Raw genomic sequence first — 15,483 nt, forward strand, 5'->3', positions numbered from 1 at the left:
GGCGGCGGACGAGGCGCTCACTCACGTCACGTTGAAGTTGTCATCAGGCTCGGGTGGCGCTTGGTTCTTGATATACTCCATCCACATCTCGTCCGTTACGTTGCCACTCGTGGTAACCCAATAGCCTCTCGCCCACAGATGCTGGCCCCAGTAGCGCTTGCGCAATATCCCGAATTCGCTCAGCAGCTTGTGCGAACTGCGCCCTTTCAGGTGCTGCACGGCGCGCGACACCGACAGGCTCGGCGGGATCGACAGCAGCATATGCACATGGTCGCGGTTGATCGACCCGGCGTGAACGACCATCTCGTGGGCCCGTGCTGTCTCTCGTAGCAATTCTCGGCAGCGGTTACCCACGTCGCCGCCAAGCACCGCGTAGCGGTACTTCGTCACCCAAACCACATGATATTTGCAGTCCCAGGCTGTGTGGCTGCCACGCTTGTACGCTTCCATAAAACCAATCTACACGGGAAGCGTCGCGATCCCAGCCGCCTAAAGGCGTGGGGTTTCCTGATCCCCTATCGGGGACTCTAAACGGATCAAATGCGAGATTGTCCGTTCCGACACTGGCGAGCGGCGATTGACGCGAGAATTCCAGGTTCTGCAGATGGCTGTAGCGTCATTCCATGCGGACCAACCAAACCCACGACGCAATCATCCATGGCCGCGATGGTGACGACGGCGAGGGAGTTTCGCCGAACACCTCCGGCAAATCCCGCCAAGCCGAACCAGTGCGCATGCCGCCATCGAATCAGAATTCGAGTCCGTTGAGAACCTCCTACACGGACACAATTCGCAAAGAACTTAGCCCGGACGCCCTGCAAATCCGCCACTATCCCGACATTCTCAATTCAAACTTCGATCTAACGCGCCTTCTCCGGCCAGGAAACCGAAGGCCAGCGCCGTCAGCAAGCCGTTTCCGGAAAGATAGCCGGAGACGTTGGGGCCCGAGACGCCGCAGGCGGCCCCGCCTCCGGCGAAGAGATTCGGGAACGGCGCACCGTCCGGCCGCACTACACGTGCATTGTCGTCGATGACAAGGCCGCCTTGTGTGTGGAACAGCGCGCCTGTGACCCTCACCCCGCAAAACGGTGCTTCGAACGGGGGAAGGGAGCTGAAATCGCGGCCGAAAGCATCCTTTCGCCGTCCTGACCGGGAGGCTTCCAATTCGATGAACGTTTCCTGGAGGACGGCTTCAGGCAGATGCGTCGCGCGCGCCAATTCCGAAAGATCGGCGGCACGGATCACCGCGCCCGCCGCCACGGCATCGCGGTAGTCGGGGAAGGCCAGCGCGAAATCGTGGATGCGTTGGTCATAAACGTTCCAGGCGACGCCGCCGGGCTGGGAAACGACGCAGACCGCCTGTTCGGAATAGCCGCCGCTCTCGTCGGAAAACCGCCTGCCCTCCGTGTTGACCTGGATTGCGCCCTTCGTCATCAGCGCCCAGGAGATCAGGATGCCATGCGGATGCGCAAGCGAGCCGTGCCCCTGATAAGCGGAAAGATGCGCCACGTCGGCACCCAGCGCCTCACCCCATGTCAGCGCATCGCCCGTATTGCCGGCATGGCCGTAATAGAGGCCGCCGGCGATCTCGGGAATGTGACGGGCGACGAGCTCGCGGCTCCCGCCATAGCCATTGCAGGCCAGCACAAGTGCCCCGCAGCCGACGATCTCGGCGGCGCCGTCCGGACGAAGGAGCTCGACGCCGCGCACGCGGTCGAGATCGTCAACGAACAGCCGCACTGCCCGCGCATCGCAGACGACCGGAATGCCTGCCCGCTCGGTTGCCGCCTGCATCCGGGCCAGAAGTGCCGCGCCGGTCTTTTCCGGGACTGCGTGCATGCGATGGCGGGAGTGGCCGGGATAGAGAAAGTCGTCGAGCACGATCCATTCGAGCCCATGTCGGTCGGCAAGCCATTCGAGCGCGGGACCGATCGTGCGAGCGGCAAGTGCCGCAAGCCGCGCATGCGAACTGCCATGGGATTTGGCCATGATGTCAGCCAGGAAACGGTCGGGCGTGTCATCCTCGATGCCCGCCGTCCACTGGAAGCGCGTTGCCGGCGCGGGAACAAAGCCCGAGGACATGGAGGTGGAGCCCGAGGCGGAGCCATCGCGTTCGAGCACCAGAACATCCGCGCCGGCGTCGCCGGCCTTCAGCGCCGCCGCCAGGCCGCAGGCGCCAGCGCCAATGACGACCACGTCGGCCGAGGCGTCGATGCGCGGCGGCGGCTCGCGGCTGACCGCGCCGGCCTGCACGTCACGGCCCCGCGATCAGGCTTGCCGCTTCGGCGCAGGTCATCTGCCCCGCGACGGTGCGCAGATCCAAGAGCGTGGTTTCATGCGTATCGCGCCTGAACGCGGCGCAGCCATCGCTGAGCACGGTGGTGGTGAAATCGCGCATATGCGCGTCGCGCACGGTCGAGGCGACCCCGCCATTGGTGACGATGCCGCAGACGAGCAGCGTATCGATGCCGGCCTTGCGCAGCACCCATTCGAGCCGGGTCATGTAGAAGGCGGAATAGGCAACCTTCTCGATCCGGATATCGGCCGGCTTCAGCATTTCCACCAACTCCTGCCCCCAGCTCCCAGGGGCGAAATCACCCTTGCCGAGGAAAGGGCGAATGGCCTTGAGGTGGGGCGAGATGAACGGCTCGCCCCCCTTGCCCGGCACCAGGGTGAACTCCGCCGAGACGATCCAGCCGCCTTTCGCCCGCAGGGTCTCGGCCACCGGAAGCACGCGTTCGGGCAGAGCGGCGATTTCCGGGCTGGTCTGTCCGCCGCGCGCATAGGCACCGTCGGGATGGAGGAAATCATTGGTGAGATCGATGATGAGAAGCCCGGTCGTTCGCGGGTTGGAGACTGCCGGCTGCATCATCGTACCCGCTCGATCAGCAGGTTGCCGAAACGGTCGACGCTGGCGACAAGTCCCGGATCGACGAAGATCGTCGTGTCCGGCTGTTCCAGCAATGCCGGCCCGACGATTGTCGCGCCAACCTCCAGCGCCAGCCGGTCATAGATCGCGGCCTCATGAAACGCACCGTCGGCATAGATGCGGCGCGTGCCGATCCGGCAGGCCTCGGCCGTCTTCCCGTCCACCGGCGCGAACACCGCCATGTCGAGGGCCGGTCGGCAGCCAACAACGGCCGCGCGGTAGTTCATCACCCGCGTCGGAATGTTCTCGAGTAGTCTGCCATAGGCGTCGCGATAAGCCTCATCGAATGCCGCCTGGATCGCCGCGCGCGTCAATCCGGCATCGACTACCGCAATCGGCACGCTCACCGTATGCGTCTGGCCGAGATAGAGCATGTCCAGTTCGAATATGCGTTCGACGCGTTCGAAGGTCACGCCCGCGCGCGCGAGCAGCGCTTCGGTTTCGTCGGCAACCCTTTTCATTTCCTCGCCGAGGGCCACCGCGTCGATCTGGTCGAGCAGACGGTTGACGGTCTGCACCCGGTCGTGGCGCATGTCCGCCACCACGCAGCCAAGCGCCGAGGTGACGCCGGGAAAGCGCGGCACGAGAGCCGCGCCAAGGCCAACCTCCTTGATCAGAGCACCGGCATGCAGCGCGCCGCCGCCGCCAAAGGGCATGGCGGCATACTTCGCCGGATCATGCCCCTTCTCGATCGAAACGAGCCGGATCGCTCCCGCCATCTTGGCGTTGGCCAGCTTCAGGATCGCATCGGCCGCCTGCTCCACGCCCAGACCGAGCGGGAGGGCGATATGGGCATCGATTGCCCTGCGCGCCGCCTCGACGTCGAGACGCGCGAGCTTGCCGCCGATGGGACGGTCGGGATTGATGCGGCCGAGCACGAGGTTGGCGTCGGTCACCGTAGGCCGGTCGTTGCCCAAGCCGTAACACACCGGCCCCGGATCGGAGCCGGCCGATTCCGGCCCAACCTGAAGGAGGCCGCTCTTGTCGACCGAAGCGATCGAGCCGCCGCCGGCTCCGATCGTGGTGATCTCGATCATCGGCGTGCGGACAACCATCCCGAAGTCGATCGCCGTCTGGGCGGCCAGCGCCGCCTTGCCGCCGGTGACGAGCGAGACGTCGAAAGACGTGCCGCCCATGTCGCAGGTGATGATGTTGTCGAAACCCGCCGCCCGCGCGATCGCCGTCGCCGCGATGACCCCGGCCGCTGGACCGGAAAGCGCGGTGCGGACCGGATAGCGCTTGGCGGTATCGACCGCCATGACGCCGCCGTTCGACTGCACGATCATGATGTCGCCGGCGAAGCCGCGGCTGCCCAGCGCATTCTCCAGCCGCTCCAGATAGGACGAGACGACGGGTTGCAGATAGGCGTTCAGCGTCGCGGTCGAGACGCGCTCGAATTCGCGGATCTCCGGCAGTATCTCCGTCGCCGCCGTCACATAGGCGTTGGGCCAGACCGAACGCACCGCCTCTACGGCGCGCTTCTCGTTGTCATTGTTGGCATAGCCGTTGATGAAGAAGACGCAGACGGCCTCGCAACCGCTTGCCGCAAGTGCCTTCGCCCGCGCGCGCACTTCCTCCTCCTCGACCACGCGCAGAACGGAGCCGTCCGCGAGCACACGCTCCGCGACCTCGACCCGATCCGAACGATCCACCACCGGCGCGAAGGAGCCTTTCAGGCCCCAGGTCGTCGGCCGGTCACGCCGTCGCATCTCGAGCACGTCGCGAAAACCCTGCGTGGTGATGATGCCGGTGCGGGCGCCCTTGCGTTCGAGCAGCGCGTTCGTGCCAACCGTGGTGCCATGCACGACAGTGCTGATATCGGCGAAGTCGCCAATCCGGTTGCCGATGCCTTCGACCATGCCCTTCGACTGGTCGCCGCGCGTGGACGGCACCTTGGCGGTCATCACCGTGCCGGCGCTTTCGTCAAGGATGAAGACGTCGGTGAAGGTGCCGCCGACATCGACGCCGATCACGTAGGCAGGGCGGTTCATTCGGCGGCCTCCCGGTTGCGAAGTCTTGCCGTTTCGCCGGCATCGATCCGGCCGTCAGAGATTGAGACGCCATAGTCGGAGGCGGCTCGTTCCGGGCTCACGAAGCCCCGCCTGACATCACGCACCACCAGATCCGGGTCACGTTCCAGAGGATCGCCGTAGCCCCCTCCTCCCGGCGTCTCCAGGCGAACCTTCTGCCCCCGCCGCAGATGGATGCCGACCATCTTCGAAACCATCGGCGGCTCGCATTCGCCCTCGGCCTGCTCGTAGCGGAATCGGTTGGGCGCGGCGGCGGCTCCGCCCGCGACACCGGGAGGCGCGAACTTTCCACGCTCGCCGAACAGGAACACATCGGCTTCCCTCTCCAGAAGCTCGATCTCATACACCGCGCCGAGGCCGCCCCTGTAACGGCCCGCTCCGCCGGAATCGGGCCGCAGGGCCCATTGGGTGAAGCGCACCGGATAGGCGGCTTCGAGGATTTCGAGCGGCGGAATGGTCGCCGTCGAGATCGGCGCATTGCCGTGGTTGAGGCCGTCGCCGGCGCCATGCGCGCCATGACCGCCACCGAAGAAGGAGAACATGACCCAACGCTGGCCGTTAGTCCTGTGGCCCGCAAGCGAGAGGGCGTTGATCGTGCCGTAGGCGCACGCCATGGCCGGCCCAGGCGCGATCTTCGCAACCGCCTGGAAGACGACGTCGATCAGCCGCAGGATCGTCTCGGTGTACCCACCGACGGGCTTGGGCGCCACGACCGACAGAAGCGAGCTTTCCGCGATGCGGAACTCGACCGGCTCCAGAACCCCCGCATTCGCCGGCACTTCGCCGAAAATGTGCTTGAGCGCCACATAGCAGGCCGCAATGGTGGTCGAGCGCGAGATATTGACCGGGCCGGCGCAGGCGGGCGAGGAGCGGGTGAAATCCATCACCATCCGGTCGCCCTCGATGGTAAGATCCAGCGCGATCTTCAGCGGCTGGTCGACGATGCCGTCATTGTCGAGGAAATCCTCGGCGGAAACCGTGCCCGCCGGCAGGCCGGCGATCTGCGCACGCATCATCTCGGCCGCGCGTGCCTTCAGTTCGACAAGCGCCGACGCGACCGTCCCGTCGCCATAGTCGTCGATCAGCGCGTGCATGCGACGCTCGCCGAGTTCCAGTGCGTTGATCTGGCCATTGAGGTCGCCATAGAGCGACAGCGGCAGCCGGGAATTGGCGGACAATATGTCCACGACGTCCTGCCGGAACTCGCCCCGGTCATAGAGCTTGACCGGCGGGATGAGCATTCCTTCCTGGAAACATTCGGTGGCGGCCGGATTGTAGTTTCCGGGCACATTGCCGCCGACGTCGTGCCAGTGGCCGACGGAAGCGAGAAAACAGAACAGGTTACCGTCCCGGAAGACGGGTTTCACGAGCCGGAAGTCCGAAAGATGGGTGCCGCCCTCATAAGGATCGTTGAATATCCAGACGTCGCCTTCATGGACGCCGCCCTGGCGGGCGGCCTTGCCGATCACGGCCTTGACCGCGAAGGCCATGACGCCGACGAAGATCGGCAGACCGGACTTGCCCTGCACCAGCGTTTCGCCGGTGATCGCATCATAGATGCCGTGCGAGGCATCGTGCGCCTCGGCGATGATGGGGTTGAAAGCGGAGCGGAACAATGTCGCATCCATCTCGTCGGCGATCTGCTCGAGGCGGCCCTTGAGAATGGCGAGCGTGACCGGATCAAGCGCCATCACGCGTCACCTCCGTCATAGCGACGGCCCATGGCCAGCAAGTCGGGCGTGCCGATGACGGCATTCAAGCCGGCAAAGTCGAACATGCGGTCGCGGAACGCCTCGTTCGACCCCGTTCGCGTCAGGTTGCGGTAGTAGTCGCGCTGCGTCGCCGCAACGGCACGAACGATGCCGCCGGGGAAGATCACGAAGCTGAAGCCGAGCTTCTCCAGCCCGGCCGCATCGACGATCGGAGTCTTGCCGCCTTCCACCATGTTGGCCATCAGCGGCACGCGGCCGGCAAAACGTTCGACGACGCGGCCGATCTCCTCCATGGATCGCGGGGCCTCGATGAAAAGCATATCGGCGCCGGCTTCCACATAGGCTTCCGCCCGATCCAGCGCCGCCTCGAAACCCTCGACGGCGATGGCGTCGGTGCGGCCTATGATAAGCGTGTCGTCGGAAGCGCGCGCATCGCAGGCCGCCCGGATCTTTCCCGCCATCTCTCCCGGCGAGATCAGCGACTTGCCATCGAGGTGACCGCAACGCTTCGGCATTGTCTGGTCTTCAAGCTGCAAGGCATTGGCGCCCATGCGTTCGAAGACGCGCACCGTGCGCTGAACGTTGAGCGCATTGCCGAAGCCGTTGTCGGCGTCGACGACGATCGGCAGGGCGATACGGTCGCGCAGGACCGCGATGGTATCAGCCACCTCGCTCATGGAGACAAGACCGATGTCCGGGCGGCCGAAACGCGTATAAGCGATCGAAGCCCCGGAGAGATAAACGGCCTCCGCCCCGGCCTGGGACGCGATCAGGCCGCTCAGGGCGTCGTAAACGCCGGGAGCAAGCAGGATGCGCTCTTCTCCGAGGCGTTGCTTCAGATTGACTTTCATAGGGGCCTTCCATTGCTGCGCGCCGCCGCGAAGCGCTTCTTCAGATGCGGAACCAGGCCGCCGTCGGCGAGCATGCGCTTGAGATTGTCTGGCAGGGGCTCGAGTACCACCGCCCGTCCGCTCGCCGCGAGGCGCAACGCCCCCGCCTCGAGATCGAGGTCGGCTTTTTCGCCGTCCGTGACACCGGCAAGGTCTGGCGCCACCAGGACCGGCAATCCGAGATTGATGGCATTGCGATAGAAGATGCCGGCAAAGGAACGTGCCACCACGCCGGCAACGCCCAGATGCAGCAGGGCCTCGGCAGCCTGCTCCCGCGACGAGCCCATGCCGAAATTCCTGCCGGCCACGACGATATCGCCGCGCCCGACCTCGTGGGCGAATTCCGGCCGCACGCCTTCGAGGCAATGTTTCGCAAGCTCTTCGAGCCCCCCTTTCATATATTGTCCGGGCGCCAGCTGGTCGGTGTCGATGTCGTCGCCGAAAAGAAAGATACGACCGCTCATCGGTTCGCCTCCGGCAGGAAGTCGCGCGGATCAGCGATGTGCCCGGCAACGGCAGAGGCCGCTACCGTCAACGGAGAGCCGAGCCATACCTTCGAGGACGCCGCTCCCATACGGCCCTTGAAGTTGCGCGCCGTGGACGAGATGCAGGAGACGTCCTCCCCGAGACGGTCGGCGCCATAACCGGCACAGATGCCGCAAGCATTGGCCAGGATGCGCGCGCCGGCATCCTCGAACACCTTCATGATGCCGTCGTCCGCGGCGCGCTGCTGATCGCGGCGCGAGGCCGGCGCCACCAGAAGTTCGACCCCTCTGGCGAGCTTGCGGCCACGCAGCAGGTCCGCCGCGCCCTTGAGATCCACATATTTGGCGCCGGTGCAGGCGCCGATATAGGCGACTTCGACCGGCGTGCCGGCGGTCTCGCCCACCGGGGCGGAATTGGCGGGAGAATGCGGCGCCGCCACCTGAGGTTCGAGGGCTGCCGCGTCGAAGACGTGATGCTCCAGCAATTCGGCCCCGGGATCGGTGAACAGATGGCCGTAGTCGCCCGGCTCGCCGCCGGCGGCCCTCAGGAAAGCGGCGGTCGTCTCGTCGGGGGCGATCAATCCGGCCTGCGCACCGAGTTCTGCGGCCATGTTGGAGAGCGTCATGCGCTCCTGCATGGAAAGGGCCGTGATCGCCTCGCCGGCATATTCGACCGCCTGATACTTCCCGCCGTCCATGCCGAGCCGGCCGCAAAGCGCAAGCATGATGTCCTTGGCGGTCAGACCCGGTCCCAGCCGGTTATTCCATTCGATCAGGATGGTGCCCGGCACCTTGAGCCAGATCTCGCCGGTCGCCAGCACGCCCGCCATTTCGGTCGCGCCGACCCCGAACATGTAGCAGCCGAAGGCGCCGCCGGTGGGCGAATGGCTGTCGCCGCCGACAACGAACATGCCGGGTTTCAGGTGCCCGCGTTCCGGCAGCACGACATGGCAGATGCCCTCGCCGTCGTGGAAGGCGACGCGGCGGTCCCTGGCCCACTGGCGGGTCAGTTCCAGGATGCGCGCGCCCTCGTCGGTGTCTCCAGGCACGAAATGATCGGAGATCAGGACCACCTTCGAGGCATCGAACAGGCCGACGCCGAATTCTTTCAGGATGGGTTCGACGCGGCGCGGCCCACCCGAATCGTGGATCATCGCCAGATCGACCCTGGCCGTGACGACCTCGCCCGGCCGCACGCTCTGCCGTCCCGCCGCGCGGGCGACGATCTTCTGCGCTAGCGTCGCCTTCATCACGCCAGCCCCAGATAGGAGCGCTGCAATTCGGGATCGTTCATCATCTCGGCCGGCCTGCCGGACAGGCGGATCTCGCCGTTCTCCATGACGAAGGCGCGGCTGGCGATCTCCAGCGATTGCAGCACGTTCTGCTCGACCAGCAGGATCGTAAGCCCGGTCGCGTTGAGGCGGGAGATCAGCGCGAACATCTCTTCCACCAGAAGCGGCGACAGCCCGATCGACGGTTCGTCGAGGATGAGCAGTTTCGGCTCCGCCATCATGCCGCGTCCGATCGCCAGCATCTGCTGTTCGCCGCCCGACAGCGTGCCTGCCTTTTGCCCGAAACGTTCCCTCAGCCGCGGAAAAATGTCGGCCACCTTGTCGATGTTGTCCGGCCGGTTCGCCCTGCCTCGGCAGTAGGCGCCAAGCTCGAGATTCTCGAGAACGGTCAGGTTGGGGAAGATGTGGCGCCCTTCCGGCACCTGGATCAGTCCGAGATCGACGATCGCACGGGCGCCGAGCCCGTTTATCTGACGCCCGTCGAAGCGCACCGACCCCTGCCGGCAAGGGATCAGGCCCGACAACGCGGCCGCGAATGTGGTCTTGCCGACGCCGTTGGAGCCGAGCAGCGCCACGATCTCGCCCGAGGCGATGTCGAGGTCGATGCCGCGCAGCACCTCCACCGCACCATAGCCGCCTTTGAGACCTTCGACCTCAAGCATCGGCCACCTCCCGCCTGGCGATGCGCTCGGCCATGCCCTTGCCGAGATAGGCCTCGATTACCTGCCGGTTCGAGACCACGTCGCGCGGCTTGCCTTCGGCGATCAGTTGTCCCTGGTTCAGGACCCAGGTGTATTCGGACAGGCTCATCACGGCCTGCATGACATGCTCGATGAGAAGGATGGTCACGCCGGTTTCGCGGATCGCCCGGATGATGGGGATGACGTCGCGTATCTCGGATGGATTGAGGCCGGCCAGAACCTCGTCGAAGAGCACGAGCTTCGGCCCGGTCGCCAGCGCGCGGGCGACTTCGAGACGCTTGCGGCCGGCGACCGTCAGCGCGCCGGCCGGCATGTCGAGCCTGTCCCCGAGGCCGACCATGCGCGCCACTTCGCCGGCCCTCGCCAGCGCTTCCCGCCGCGACGAAATATGCAGATGCGCGCCCACCGCAATGTTCTCGCGAACCGATTGGCCGGCAAAGGGCTGCACGATCTGGAAGGTGCGCACCAGGCCGCGGCGGGCAATCGTTTCGGGTGCGTGTCCCGTGATGACCTCGCCACGGAAGGCGACCGAACCGGAATCCGGTCTGTGGAAGCCGGTGATCAGCGAGAACAACGTCGTCTTGCCGGCACCGTTGGGACCGATCAGCGAGACGATGCCGCCTTCCGGGACGGTGAAGCTGACGTCGCGCGCCGCTTGAACACCGCCGAAGCTCTTGCAAAGGGCGCGGACCTCAAGCATGGCCGGCAACCTCCGCGTCTCCGGCAGCAACCCTGTCCTCATGCCTCTTGCGGGCCCTCCGGGCGAGCAACCCGGCAAGCCCGCGCGGCATGAAGAGCACCATCACCACCAGGACCGCCCCGTACAGGGCAAGGCTGATGCCCGGCGCCTCGCCTACGAAGCTGCGCGTGCCTTCGGAGATGGCATGCACGCCGACGGCACCGAGAAGCGGCCCGAAAAGCGTCCCCATGCCACCGATGATCGGCACGAGCAGGCTGGTGATGGAGATCTCCGGCCCATAAGCGATCGAAGGGTCGAGATAGAGGAAATACTGCGCGTAGAAGACGCCGGCGAGGCCGGAGAAGAATCCGGAAAGGACAATCGCGCCCATCTTGACGCGGAAGGCGTTGACGCCAAGCGCGCGGCAGCCTCCTCGTTGTCGCGCACCGCCGTCAACTGTGCGCCGAAGCGCGAATTGCCGATCCACCAGACGGTGACAAAAGCGGCCAGCGCCAGCGCCCACACGACCCAGAAATAGCCGGCGCGCGACGCAAACTGGAAATTCTCGACCCCGCGAGCGAGCGGGATGAGCAATCCTACGCCGGCGCCGGTGAAGTCGACGGAGTTGGACAGGATTCGAAGGACCTCGGCGAAAGCCAGCGTGACCAGGGCGAAATAAGAACCGCGCAGGCCATAGCGGAAGGTGCAGAAGCCGATGAAAGCAGCGACCGCCGCAGCCAGCACACCGCCCAATGCCATGCCGATCCACGGATTGATGCCGAGTTGCACCTGCAGGACGGCCACCGCATAGGCTCCCGTGCCGAAGAAGGCGGCATGACCGAAGGAGAACTGCCCGCCATAGCCGCCGAGGATGTTCCAGGCCTGCCCGAGCAATGCCGCATAGAGCGTCATGATGACCACGTTGAGCCAGAAGTCGGACGTCACGACGAGCGGCGCAATGCCGATCAGCAGGAAGACCAGGAGAAGGGTCGAGAGGCTGCGCATCGCGGTCATGCCTTGTGCCCCAGCAGACCCGTCGGGCGGAAGATGAGCACCAGGATGAAGATCAGGAAGATGCCGATCTGGCCGAGGCTCTCACCGAGGAACAGTCCGCCCATCGCCTCCACGATGCCGATGATGAAGCCGCCGAGCAGCGCGCCCACGAACGACCCCATGCCGCCGAGCACGACGATGGTGAAGGCGATGAGGACGAAGCCGTGGCCGACCTGCGGCGTGACGTAGTAACTGGGCAGAAGCAGGCAGGCGGCGACGCCAAGGCAGGCGATCCCCAGACCGAAGCTCATGGCATAGACATGTTCCGTGTCGATGCCGACGAGTGCGGCGCCCTTGCGTTCCTTGGCAAGTGCGCGGATCGCCTTGCCGAGATCGGTGCGCGCCATCACGAGCCAGAAAAGTCCTGCCGTCACCAGCGCTCCGAAAAAGGCGATGACTTTGGGCAGGGGCAGGAATGCGCCCAGCACCTCCACCGTCTCGAACGAATAGGATGTATCGATGATGCGGGTATCCGACTTGAAGAAATAGAGCGCCAGGTTCTCGATGATGATCGAGAGCCCCAGCGTGGCGAGCAGGATGTTCTCGTCACGGCCGTGGCTGGCGCGCGTGATGATGCCGCGTTGCAGGGCGTAGCCTAGCGCGAACATCAGCGGCGGCACGATGAGCAGGGCGACATACGGATCGACGCCGAACTGAACATTGAGGAAATAGACCGCATAGAGGCCGATCATCAGCAGCGCGCCATGCGCGAAATTGATGATGTGCAGCACGCCGTAGATAAGCGTCAGCCCGAGCGCCACCAGCGCGTAGAGCGCGCCGGTGGTGATGCCGTTGAGCAGCGAGGGCAGGACAATCGTGAAATCGGGCATAAGCGACGACATTTCCTCGATGGACCGGGCGACCGCAGAGCCGCCCGGCAGGCGCATCCGGAGTCAGGCGTTGGACTTCATCGGGAAGACAGCTCCGGCCGAGGCGAATTCCGCCGGATAGATGACCTCGATCTGGTTGTTGAGGATCTGCGTATTGACCGGCTGCGCACCCATGTTCTGACCGTTCTCCATCTTGGTCGGGCCATAGGGCATTCCATGCTGATCCCATGTGGAATCCGCAAGCGCGGCGATCACCTTCTCCTTGTCCGTGGACGCCGCCCTGTCGATGGCATCGGCCAGATAGGCGACGGCGTTGTAGGTGAGGAACACCTCGTAGGTATAGACCAGACCCTTTGCTTCCGCCGCCTTCTTGCGCGCCAGCGCAAGGTCGGATTTCGGGTTGAACCAGTGATTGCAGTCCATGATCTGATCGGCAGCGTCGGGAAATTCCTTGACGAACTGGTAGTTGGAAGCGGCACCGCCGAGCACCGAATAGATGGCCTTGGCCTCGACCTTCTGCTGCCGCAGGGTGCGGGCGAACAGAATATATTCGTTGTAGTAGTTGGCCGGGATGATGATGTCCGGCTTCTTGGACTTGATCTGCAGCACGATGTTGGTGAAGTCCCGCGTCGGATTCGCATGTTTGATCACATCGACGACCTCGATGCCGATCTTCGGCAGCTCCGTCGAAAGCAGCTTGGCCGAACCCGTGCCGAACAGCGATTCCTCGTGCACGATAAGCGCGGTCCTGGCCGGCGAACCCGCGGCCTTGTTGATGGTATCGAGATTGGCGACCGCGGTTGACGCGATCTTGCTATAGCCCGGCGAGAAGCGGAACGTGTTCTTGAGGCCGCGCTTCATGATGTCGTCGGCGACGCCGACATCGACCACGTGCGGCGTATCGGTCTTGGCCGCTTCCTGCGAGGTCGCAAGCGAGATCGCGGAGGAATAGCCTGCGACGATGCCGTGGACGCCTGCCTCGACCATCTTGGTGACTTCGGCCGCGCCCACTTCAGGCTTGCCCTGGCTGTCGCCGAGCACCGCCTCGAGCTTCGCCCCGCCGAGCGACTTGATGCCGCCGGCCGCATTGATCTCCTCGATCGCCATTTGCGCGCCGGCCCGCGACTGCGTACCCGAGAAGGCGATGAACCCGGTAACGGGATGGATAAGGCCGATCTTGATCGAAGCCGGCTGCGCCCTGAGCACCGCGGGAAAGCCCACCACCGCAGTTCCCAAAGTGGCTGCGCCCGCGGCAAGAAATTCACGACGGCGCATCGCGCTCCTACCTGTCCTGTCGGTCATGTTCACCTCCTGTATTGGTTGTCTTCACTGTTCCCCGGCATTCATCACCGTCTCGCCAGTACCGGCCGGGGCCGGTGTCTGCGTAAGGGCCGACCAGTGCATGCCTTCCTTCCCGCGCACCCGGCGCATATCCATCTCGAAGCGATAGACGTCGGGCCTGTAGAGCACGCGGATATATTCGACGGGTCTCTCCGAGACGTCGCGCACGACACGCCGGACCTCGATCAGCGGCGCTCCCGCATGTATGGAAAGAGCGGCGGCAACCTCGCCGTCGGCGATGGTCGCCGATATGGTCTGCCGGGCCGACGCGACTTCGACACCTGCCCGCTCCAGAAGGTGAAGCAGCGGCTTGGTGTTGAGGTCGTCACGGTCGTACTGGCGGCCGATATCGCTTGGCACATAGGTGACGAGGAACGACATCGGCTTGCCGTCGAGGCGGCGAACGCGCACCGCACGTTGAACTTCCATCCCGGATGTGAGTTCGAGGGCAGCGGCTATGTCCTCGCTTGCCGGCACATAGTCGAATTCGAGCACGCGCGCCTCGGTGGCGATGCCCATGAGGGAGATGTTCTCCAGCCAGCCTTCGATGGAGGAGGTGACCGCCGGCGTCGGCGGACGGGCAACCACCCGCGTGCCCTTGCCGCGTTCGCGAACGACAAGCCCGACATCCGCCAGTTCGTTGAGCGCCCGCTTGGCGGTAATGCGGGACACCCCGAATTCACGGGTAAGGTCCAGTTCGCCGGGGACGAGATCGCCTGGTGTCAGTACGCCGCCATAGATCCGGTTACGCAGCAGGACGAAGATCTGATGATAGAGCGGCACACGGGCATCGGGATTGAGCCGGCCATGCAGCTCGCTTCCCTGGTTCTCCCCGTCTCTCGCTCCGTCGCGAACCATCCATCTGCCTCCCTGGACTTGCTCAATATGGTATATAGCTATACCAATATGTCAACTGATCGAAATCGTGATTTGGAGAAAGGGAATGCCTGTCGTCAGGACGACGCTTATCGAGGGATATGACGACGAGACCCGCAGCCGGCTGGCGGCACGTCTGACTGATGCCGTCCGCTCGACGATCGCGGCGCCGCTCGAAGGCGTCACCGTGGTGATCGAGGAGGTCAAACCCTCCAGCTACATGCGCGGACGTGTATCACGCATGCCCGGCAGACCGGTGGCCGCGGCTGCCGAAACCGTGCGCGCATTTCTTGCTGCAATGGAAGCACGCGATCTGGATCGTGCCCGCGGGTTTCTTGCGGACGATTTCGTTATGACCTTTCCGGGCAACGCCCGGTTCACGGCACTCGAGGAGTTGGTAGCATGGGGCAGCAAGCGCTACCGCTTCGTCAGCAAGACCTATGAAGGCTTCGACGAGAGCTTTGGCGAGCAAGGCATGGTGGTCTACTGTTTCGGCACGCTTTCGGGCGAATGGCCGGACGGGCGCCCGTTCAAAGGCATACGCTTCATTGACCGCTTTACGGTCGACGGCGGCCGGCTCGTGGATCAGAGGGTATGGAACGACCTCGACGCTGAGGCGCATTTGCGCCGATAGACAACTCGCATGCCGTAGGCTGACACCCCGC

The 15,483-nt window shown here is 64.7% G+C and carries 14 protein-coding genes and 1 pseudogene; 1 reads left to right on the top strand and 14 read right to left on the bottom strand.

Features of this window, described 5'->3' with window-relative positions; all coding sequences use genetic code 11:
* Positions 1-21: 21 nt before the first annotated feature.
* From tnpA to JN280_RS01945, 14 genes and pseudogenes are all read right to left on the bottom strand, one after another.
* Positions 22-450, bottom strand: coding sequence for an IS200/IS605 family transposase (gene tnpA, locus JN280_RS01880; RefSeq protein WP_202308953.1), 429 nt, complete (start codon positions 448-450; stop codon positions 22-24).
* 393 nt (positions 451-843) lie between these two features.
* On the bottom strand, positions 844-2,253 hold the full coding sequence (locus JN280_RS01885) for an FAD-dependent oxidoreductase (protein WP_244742800.1): 1,410 nt from the start codon (positions 2,251-2,253) through the stop codon (positions 844-846).
* Position 2,254: 1 nt separating this feature from the next.
* Positions 2,255-2,869: a cysteine hydrolase family protein gene (locus JN280_RS01890; RefSeq protein ID WP_202314453.1), complete on the bottom strand. Its 615-nt coding sequence runs from the start codon at positions 2,867-2,869 to the stop codon at positions 2,255-2,257.
* Positions 2,869-4,920 carry a hydantoinase/oxoprolinase family protein gene (locus JN280_RS01895; protein ID WP_202309852.1) on the bottom strand — a complete coding sequence of 684 codons (2,052 nt, stop codon included), beginning with the start codon at positions 4,918-4,920 and terminating at the stop codon, positions 2,869-2,871. The genes JN280_RS01890 and JN280_RS01895 overlap by 1 nt, the downstream gene beginning before the upstream one ends.
* Positions 4,917-6,653: a hydantoinase B/oxoprolinase family protein gene (locus tag JN280_RS01900; RefSeq protein ID WP_202309853.1), complete on the bottom strand. Its 1,737-nt coding sequence runs from the start codon at positions 6,651-6,653 to the stop codon at positions 4,917-4,919. The genes JN280_RS01895 and JN280_RS01900 overlap by 4 nt, the downstream gene beginning before the upstream one ends.
* Positions 6,650-7,522 carry an isocitrate lyase/PEP mutase family protein gene (locus tag JN280_RS01905; protein WP_202309854.1) on the bottom strand — a complete coding sequence of 291 codons (873 nt, stop codon included), beginning with the start codon at positions 7,520-7,522 and terminating at the stop codon, positions 6,650-6,652. Before JN280_RS01905 ends, JN280_RS01900 begins: the two co-directional genes overlap by 4 nt.
* Positions 7,519-8,025 (bottom strand): LeuD/DmdB family oxidoreductase small subunit, encoded by a 507-nt coding sequence (locus JN280_RS01910; protein WP_202309855.1) that lies wholly within the window; start codon positions 8,023-8,025, stop codon positions 7,519-7,521. The genes JN280_RS01905 and JN280_RS01910 overlap by 4 nt, the downstream gene beginning before the upstream one ends.
* Positions 8,022-9,296 carry a 3-isopropylmalate dehydratase large subunit gene (locus tag JN280_RS01915; protein ID WP_202309856.1) on the bottom strand — a complete coding sequence of 425 codons (1,275 nt, stop codon included), beginning with the start codon at positions 9,294-9,296 and terminating at the stop codon, positions 8,022-8,024. The genes JN280_RS01910 and JN280_RS01915 overlap by 4 nt, the downstream gene beginning before the upstream one ends.
* Positions 9,296-10,000: an ABC transporter ATP-binding protein gene (locus tag JN280_RS01920; protein WP_202309857.1), complete on the bottom strand. Its 705-nt coding sequence runs from the start codon at positions 9,998-10,000 to the stop codon at positions 9,296-9,298. The genes JN280_RS01915 and JN280_RS01920 overlap by 1 nt, the downstream gene beginning before the upstream one ends.
* Positions 9,993-10,739 carry an ABC transporter ATP-binding protein gene (locus JN280_RS01925; RefSeq protein WP_202309858.1) on the bottom strand — a complete coding sequence of 249 codons (747 nt, stop codon included), beginning with the start codon at positions 10,737-10,739 and terminating at the stop codon, positions 9,993-9,995. The genes JN280_RS01920 and JN280_RS01925 overlap by 8 nt, the downstream gene beginning before the upstream one ends.
* A pseudogene (locus JN280_RS40195) lies at positions 10,732-11,732 on the bottom strand (branched-chain amino acid ABC transporter permease). Before JN280_RS40195 ends, JN280_RS01925 begins: the two are co-directional and overlap by 8 nt.
* On the bottom strand, positions 11,729-12,601 hold the full coding sequence (locus tag JN280_RS01935; RefSeq protein WP_202314454.1) for a branched-chain amino acid ABC transporter permease: 873 nt from the start codon (positions 12,599-12,601) through the stop codon (positions 11,729-11,731). Before JN280_RS01935 ends, JN280_RS40195 begins: the two are co-directional and overlap by 4 nt.
* Positions 12,602-12,664: 63 nt before the next feature.
* On the bottom strand, positions 12,665-13,903 hold the full coding sequence (locus JN280_RS01940) for an ABC transporter substrate-binding protein (RefSeq protein WP_202309859.1): 1,239 nt from the start codon (positions 13,901-13,903) through the stop codon (positions 12,665-12,667).
* A gap of 24 nt (positions 13,904-13,927) precedes the next feature.
* A complete protein-coding gene (locus JN280_RS01945) occupies positions 13,928-14,800 on the bottom strand; it encodes a GntR family transcriptional regulator (RefSeq protein WP_202309860.1) in 873 nt (290 codons plus the stop codon).
* Positions 14,801-14,885: 85 nt separating this feature from the next.
* Here JN280_RS01945 and JN280_RS01950 point away from each other — a divergent pair, with 85 nt between their 5' ends.
* Complete coding sequence (locus JN280_RS01950; RefSeq protein WP_202309861.1) at positions 14,886-15,452, top strand: nuclear transport factor 2 family protein; 567 nt, start codon at positions 14,886-14,888, stop codon at positions 15,450-15,452.
* Positions 15,453-15,483: the final 31 nt, after the last annotated feature.

It is taken from the genome of Mesorhizobium sp. L-8-10 (assembly GCF_016756635.1).
GTDB lineage: Bacteria > Pseudomonadota > Alphaproteobacteria > Rhizobiales > Rhizobiaceae.

What these genes read in the sequence shown, in the direction of transcription:
- tnpA (WP_202308953.1), bottom strand. Translation starts at nt 450, where the DNA reads ATGGAAGCGTACAAGCGTGGCAGCCACACAGCCTGGGACTGCAAATAT.
- JN280_RS01890 (WP_202314453.1), bottom strand. Translation starts at nt 2,869, where the DNA reads ATGCAGCCGGCAGTCTCCAACCCGCGAACGACCGGGCTTCTCATCATC.
- JN280_RS01895 (WP_202309852.1), bottom strand. Translation starts at nt 4,920, where the DNA reads ATGAACCGCCCTGCCTACGTGATCGGCGTCGATGTCGGCGGCACCTTC.
- JN280_RS01905 (WP_202309854.1), bottom strand. Translation starts at nt 7,522, where the DNA reads ATGAAAGTCAATCTGAAGCAACGCCTCGGAGAAGAGCGCATCCTGCTT.
- JN280_RS01910 (WP_202309855.1), bottom strand. Translation starts at nt 8,025, where the DNA reads ATGAGCGGTCGTATCTTTCTTTTCGGCGACGACATCGACACCGACCAG.
- JN280_RS01915 (WP_202309856.1), bottom strand. Translation starts at nt 9,296, where the DNA reads ATGAAGGCGACGCTAGCGCAGAAGATCGTCGCCCGCGCGGCGGGACGG.
- JN280_RS01920 (WP_202309857.1), bottom strand. Translation starts at nt 10,000, where the DNA reads ATGCTTGAGGTCGAAGGTCTCAAAGGCGGCTATGGTGCGGTGGAGGTG.
- JN280_RS01925 (WP_202309858.1), bottom strand. Translation starts at nt 10,739, where the DNA reads ATGCTTGAGGTCCGCGCCCTTTGCAAGAGCTTCGGCGGTGTTCAAGCG.
- JN280_RS01935 (WP_202314454.1), bottom strand. Translation starts at nt 12,601, where the DNA reads ATGCCCGATTTCACGATTGTCCTGCCCTCGCTGCTCAACGGCATCACC.
- JN280_RS01940 (WP_202309859.1), bottom strand. Translation starts at nt 13,903, where the DNA reads ATGACCGACAGGACAGGTAGGAGCGCGATGCGCCGTCGTGAATTTCTT.
- JN280_RS01945 (WP_202309860.1), bottom strand. Translation starts at nt 14,800, where the DNA reads ATGGTTCGCGACGGAGCGAGAGACGGGGAGAACCAGGGAAGCGAGCTG.
- JN280_RS01950 (WP_202309861.1), top strand. Translation starts at nt 14,886, where the DNA reads ATGCCTGTCGTCAGGACGACGCTTATCGAGGGATATGACGACGAGACC.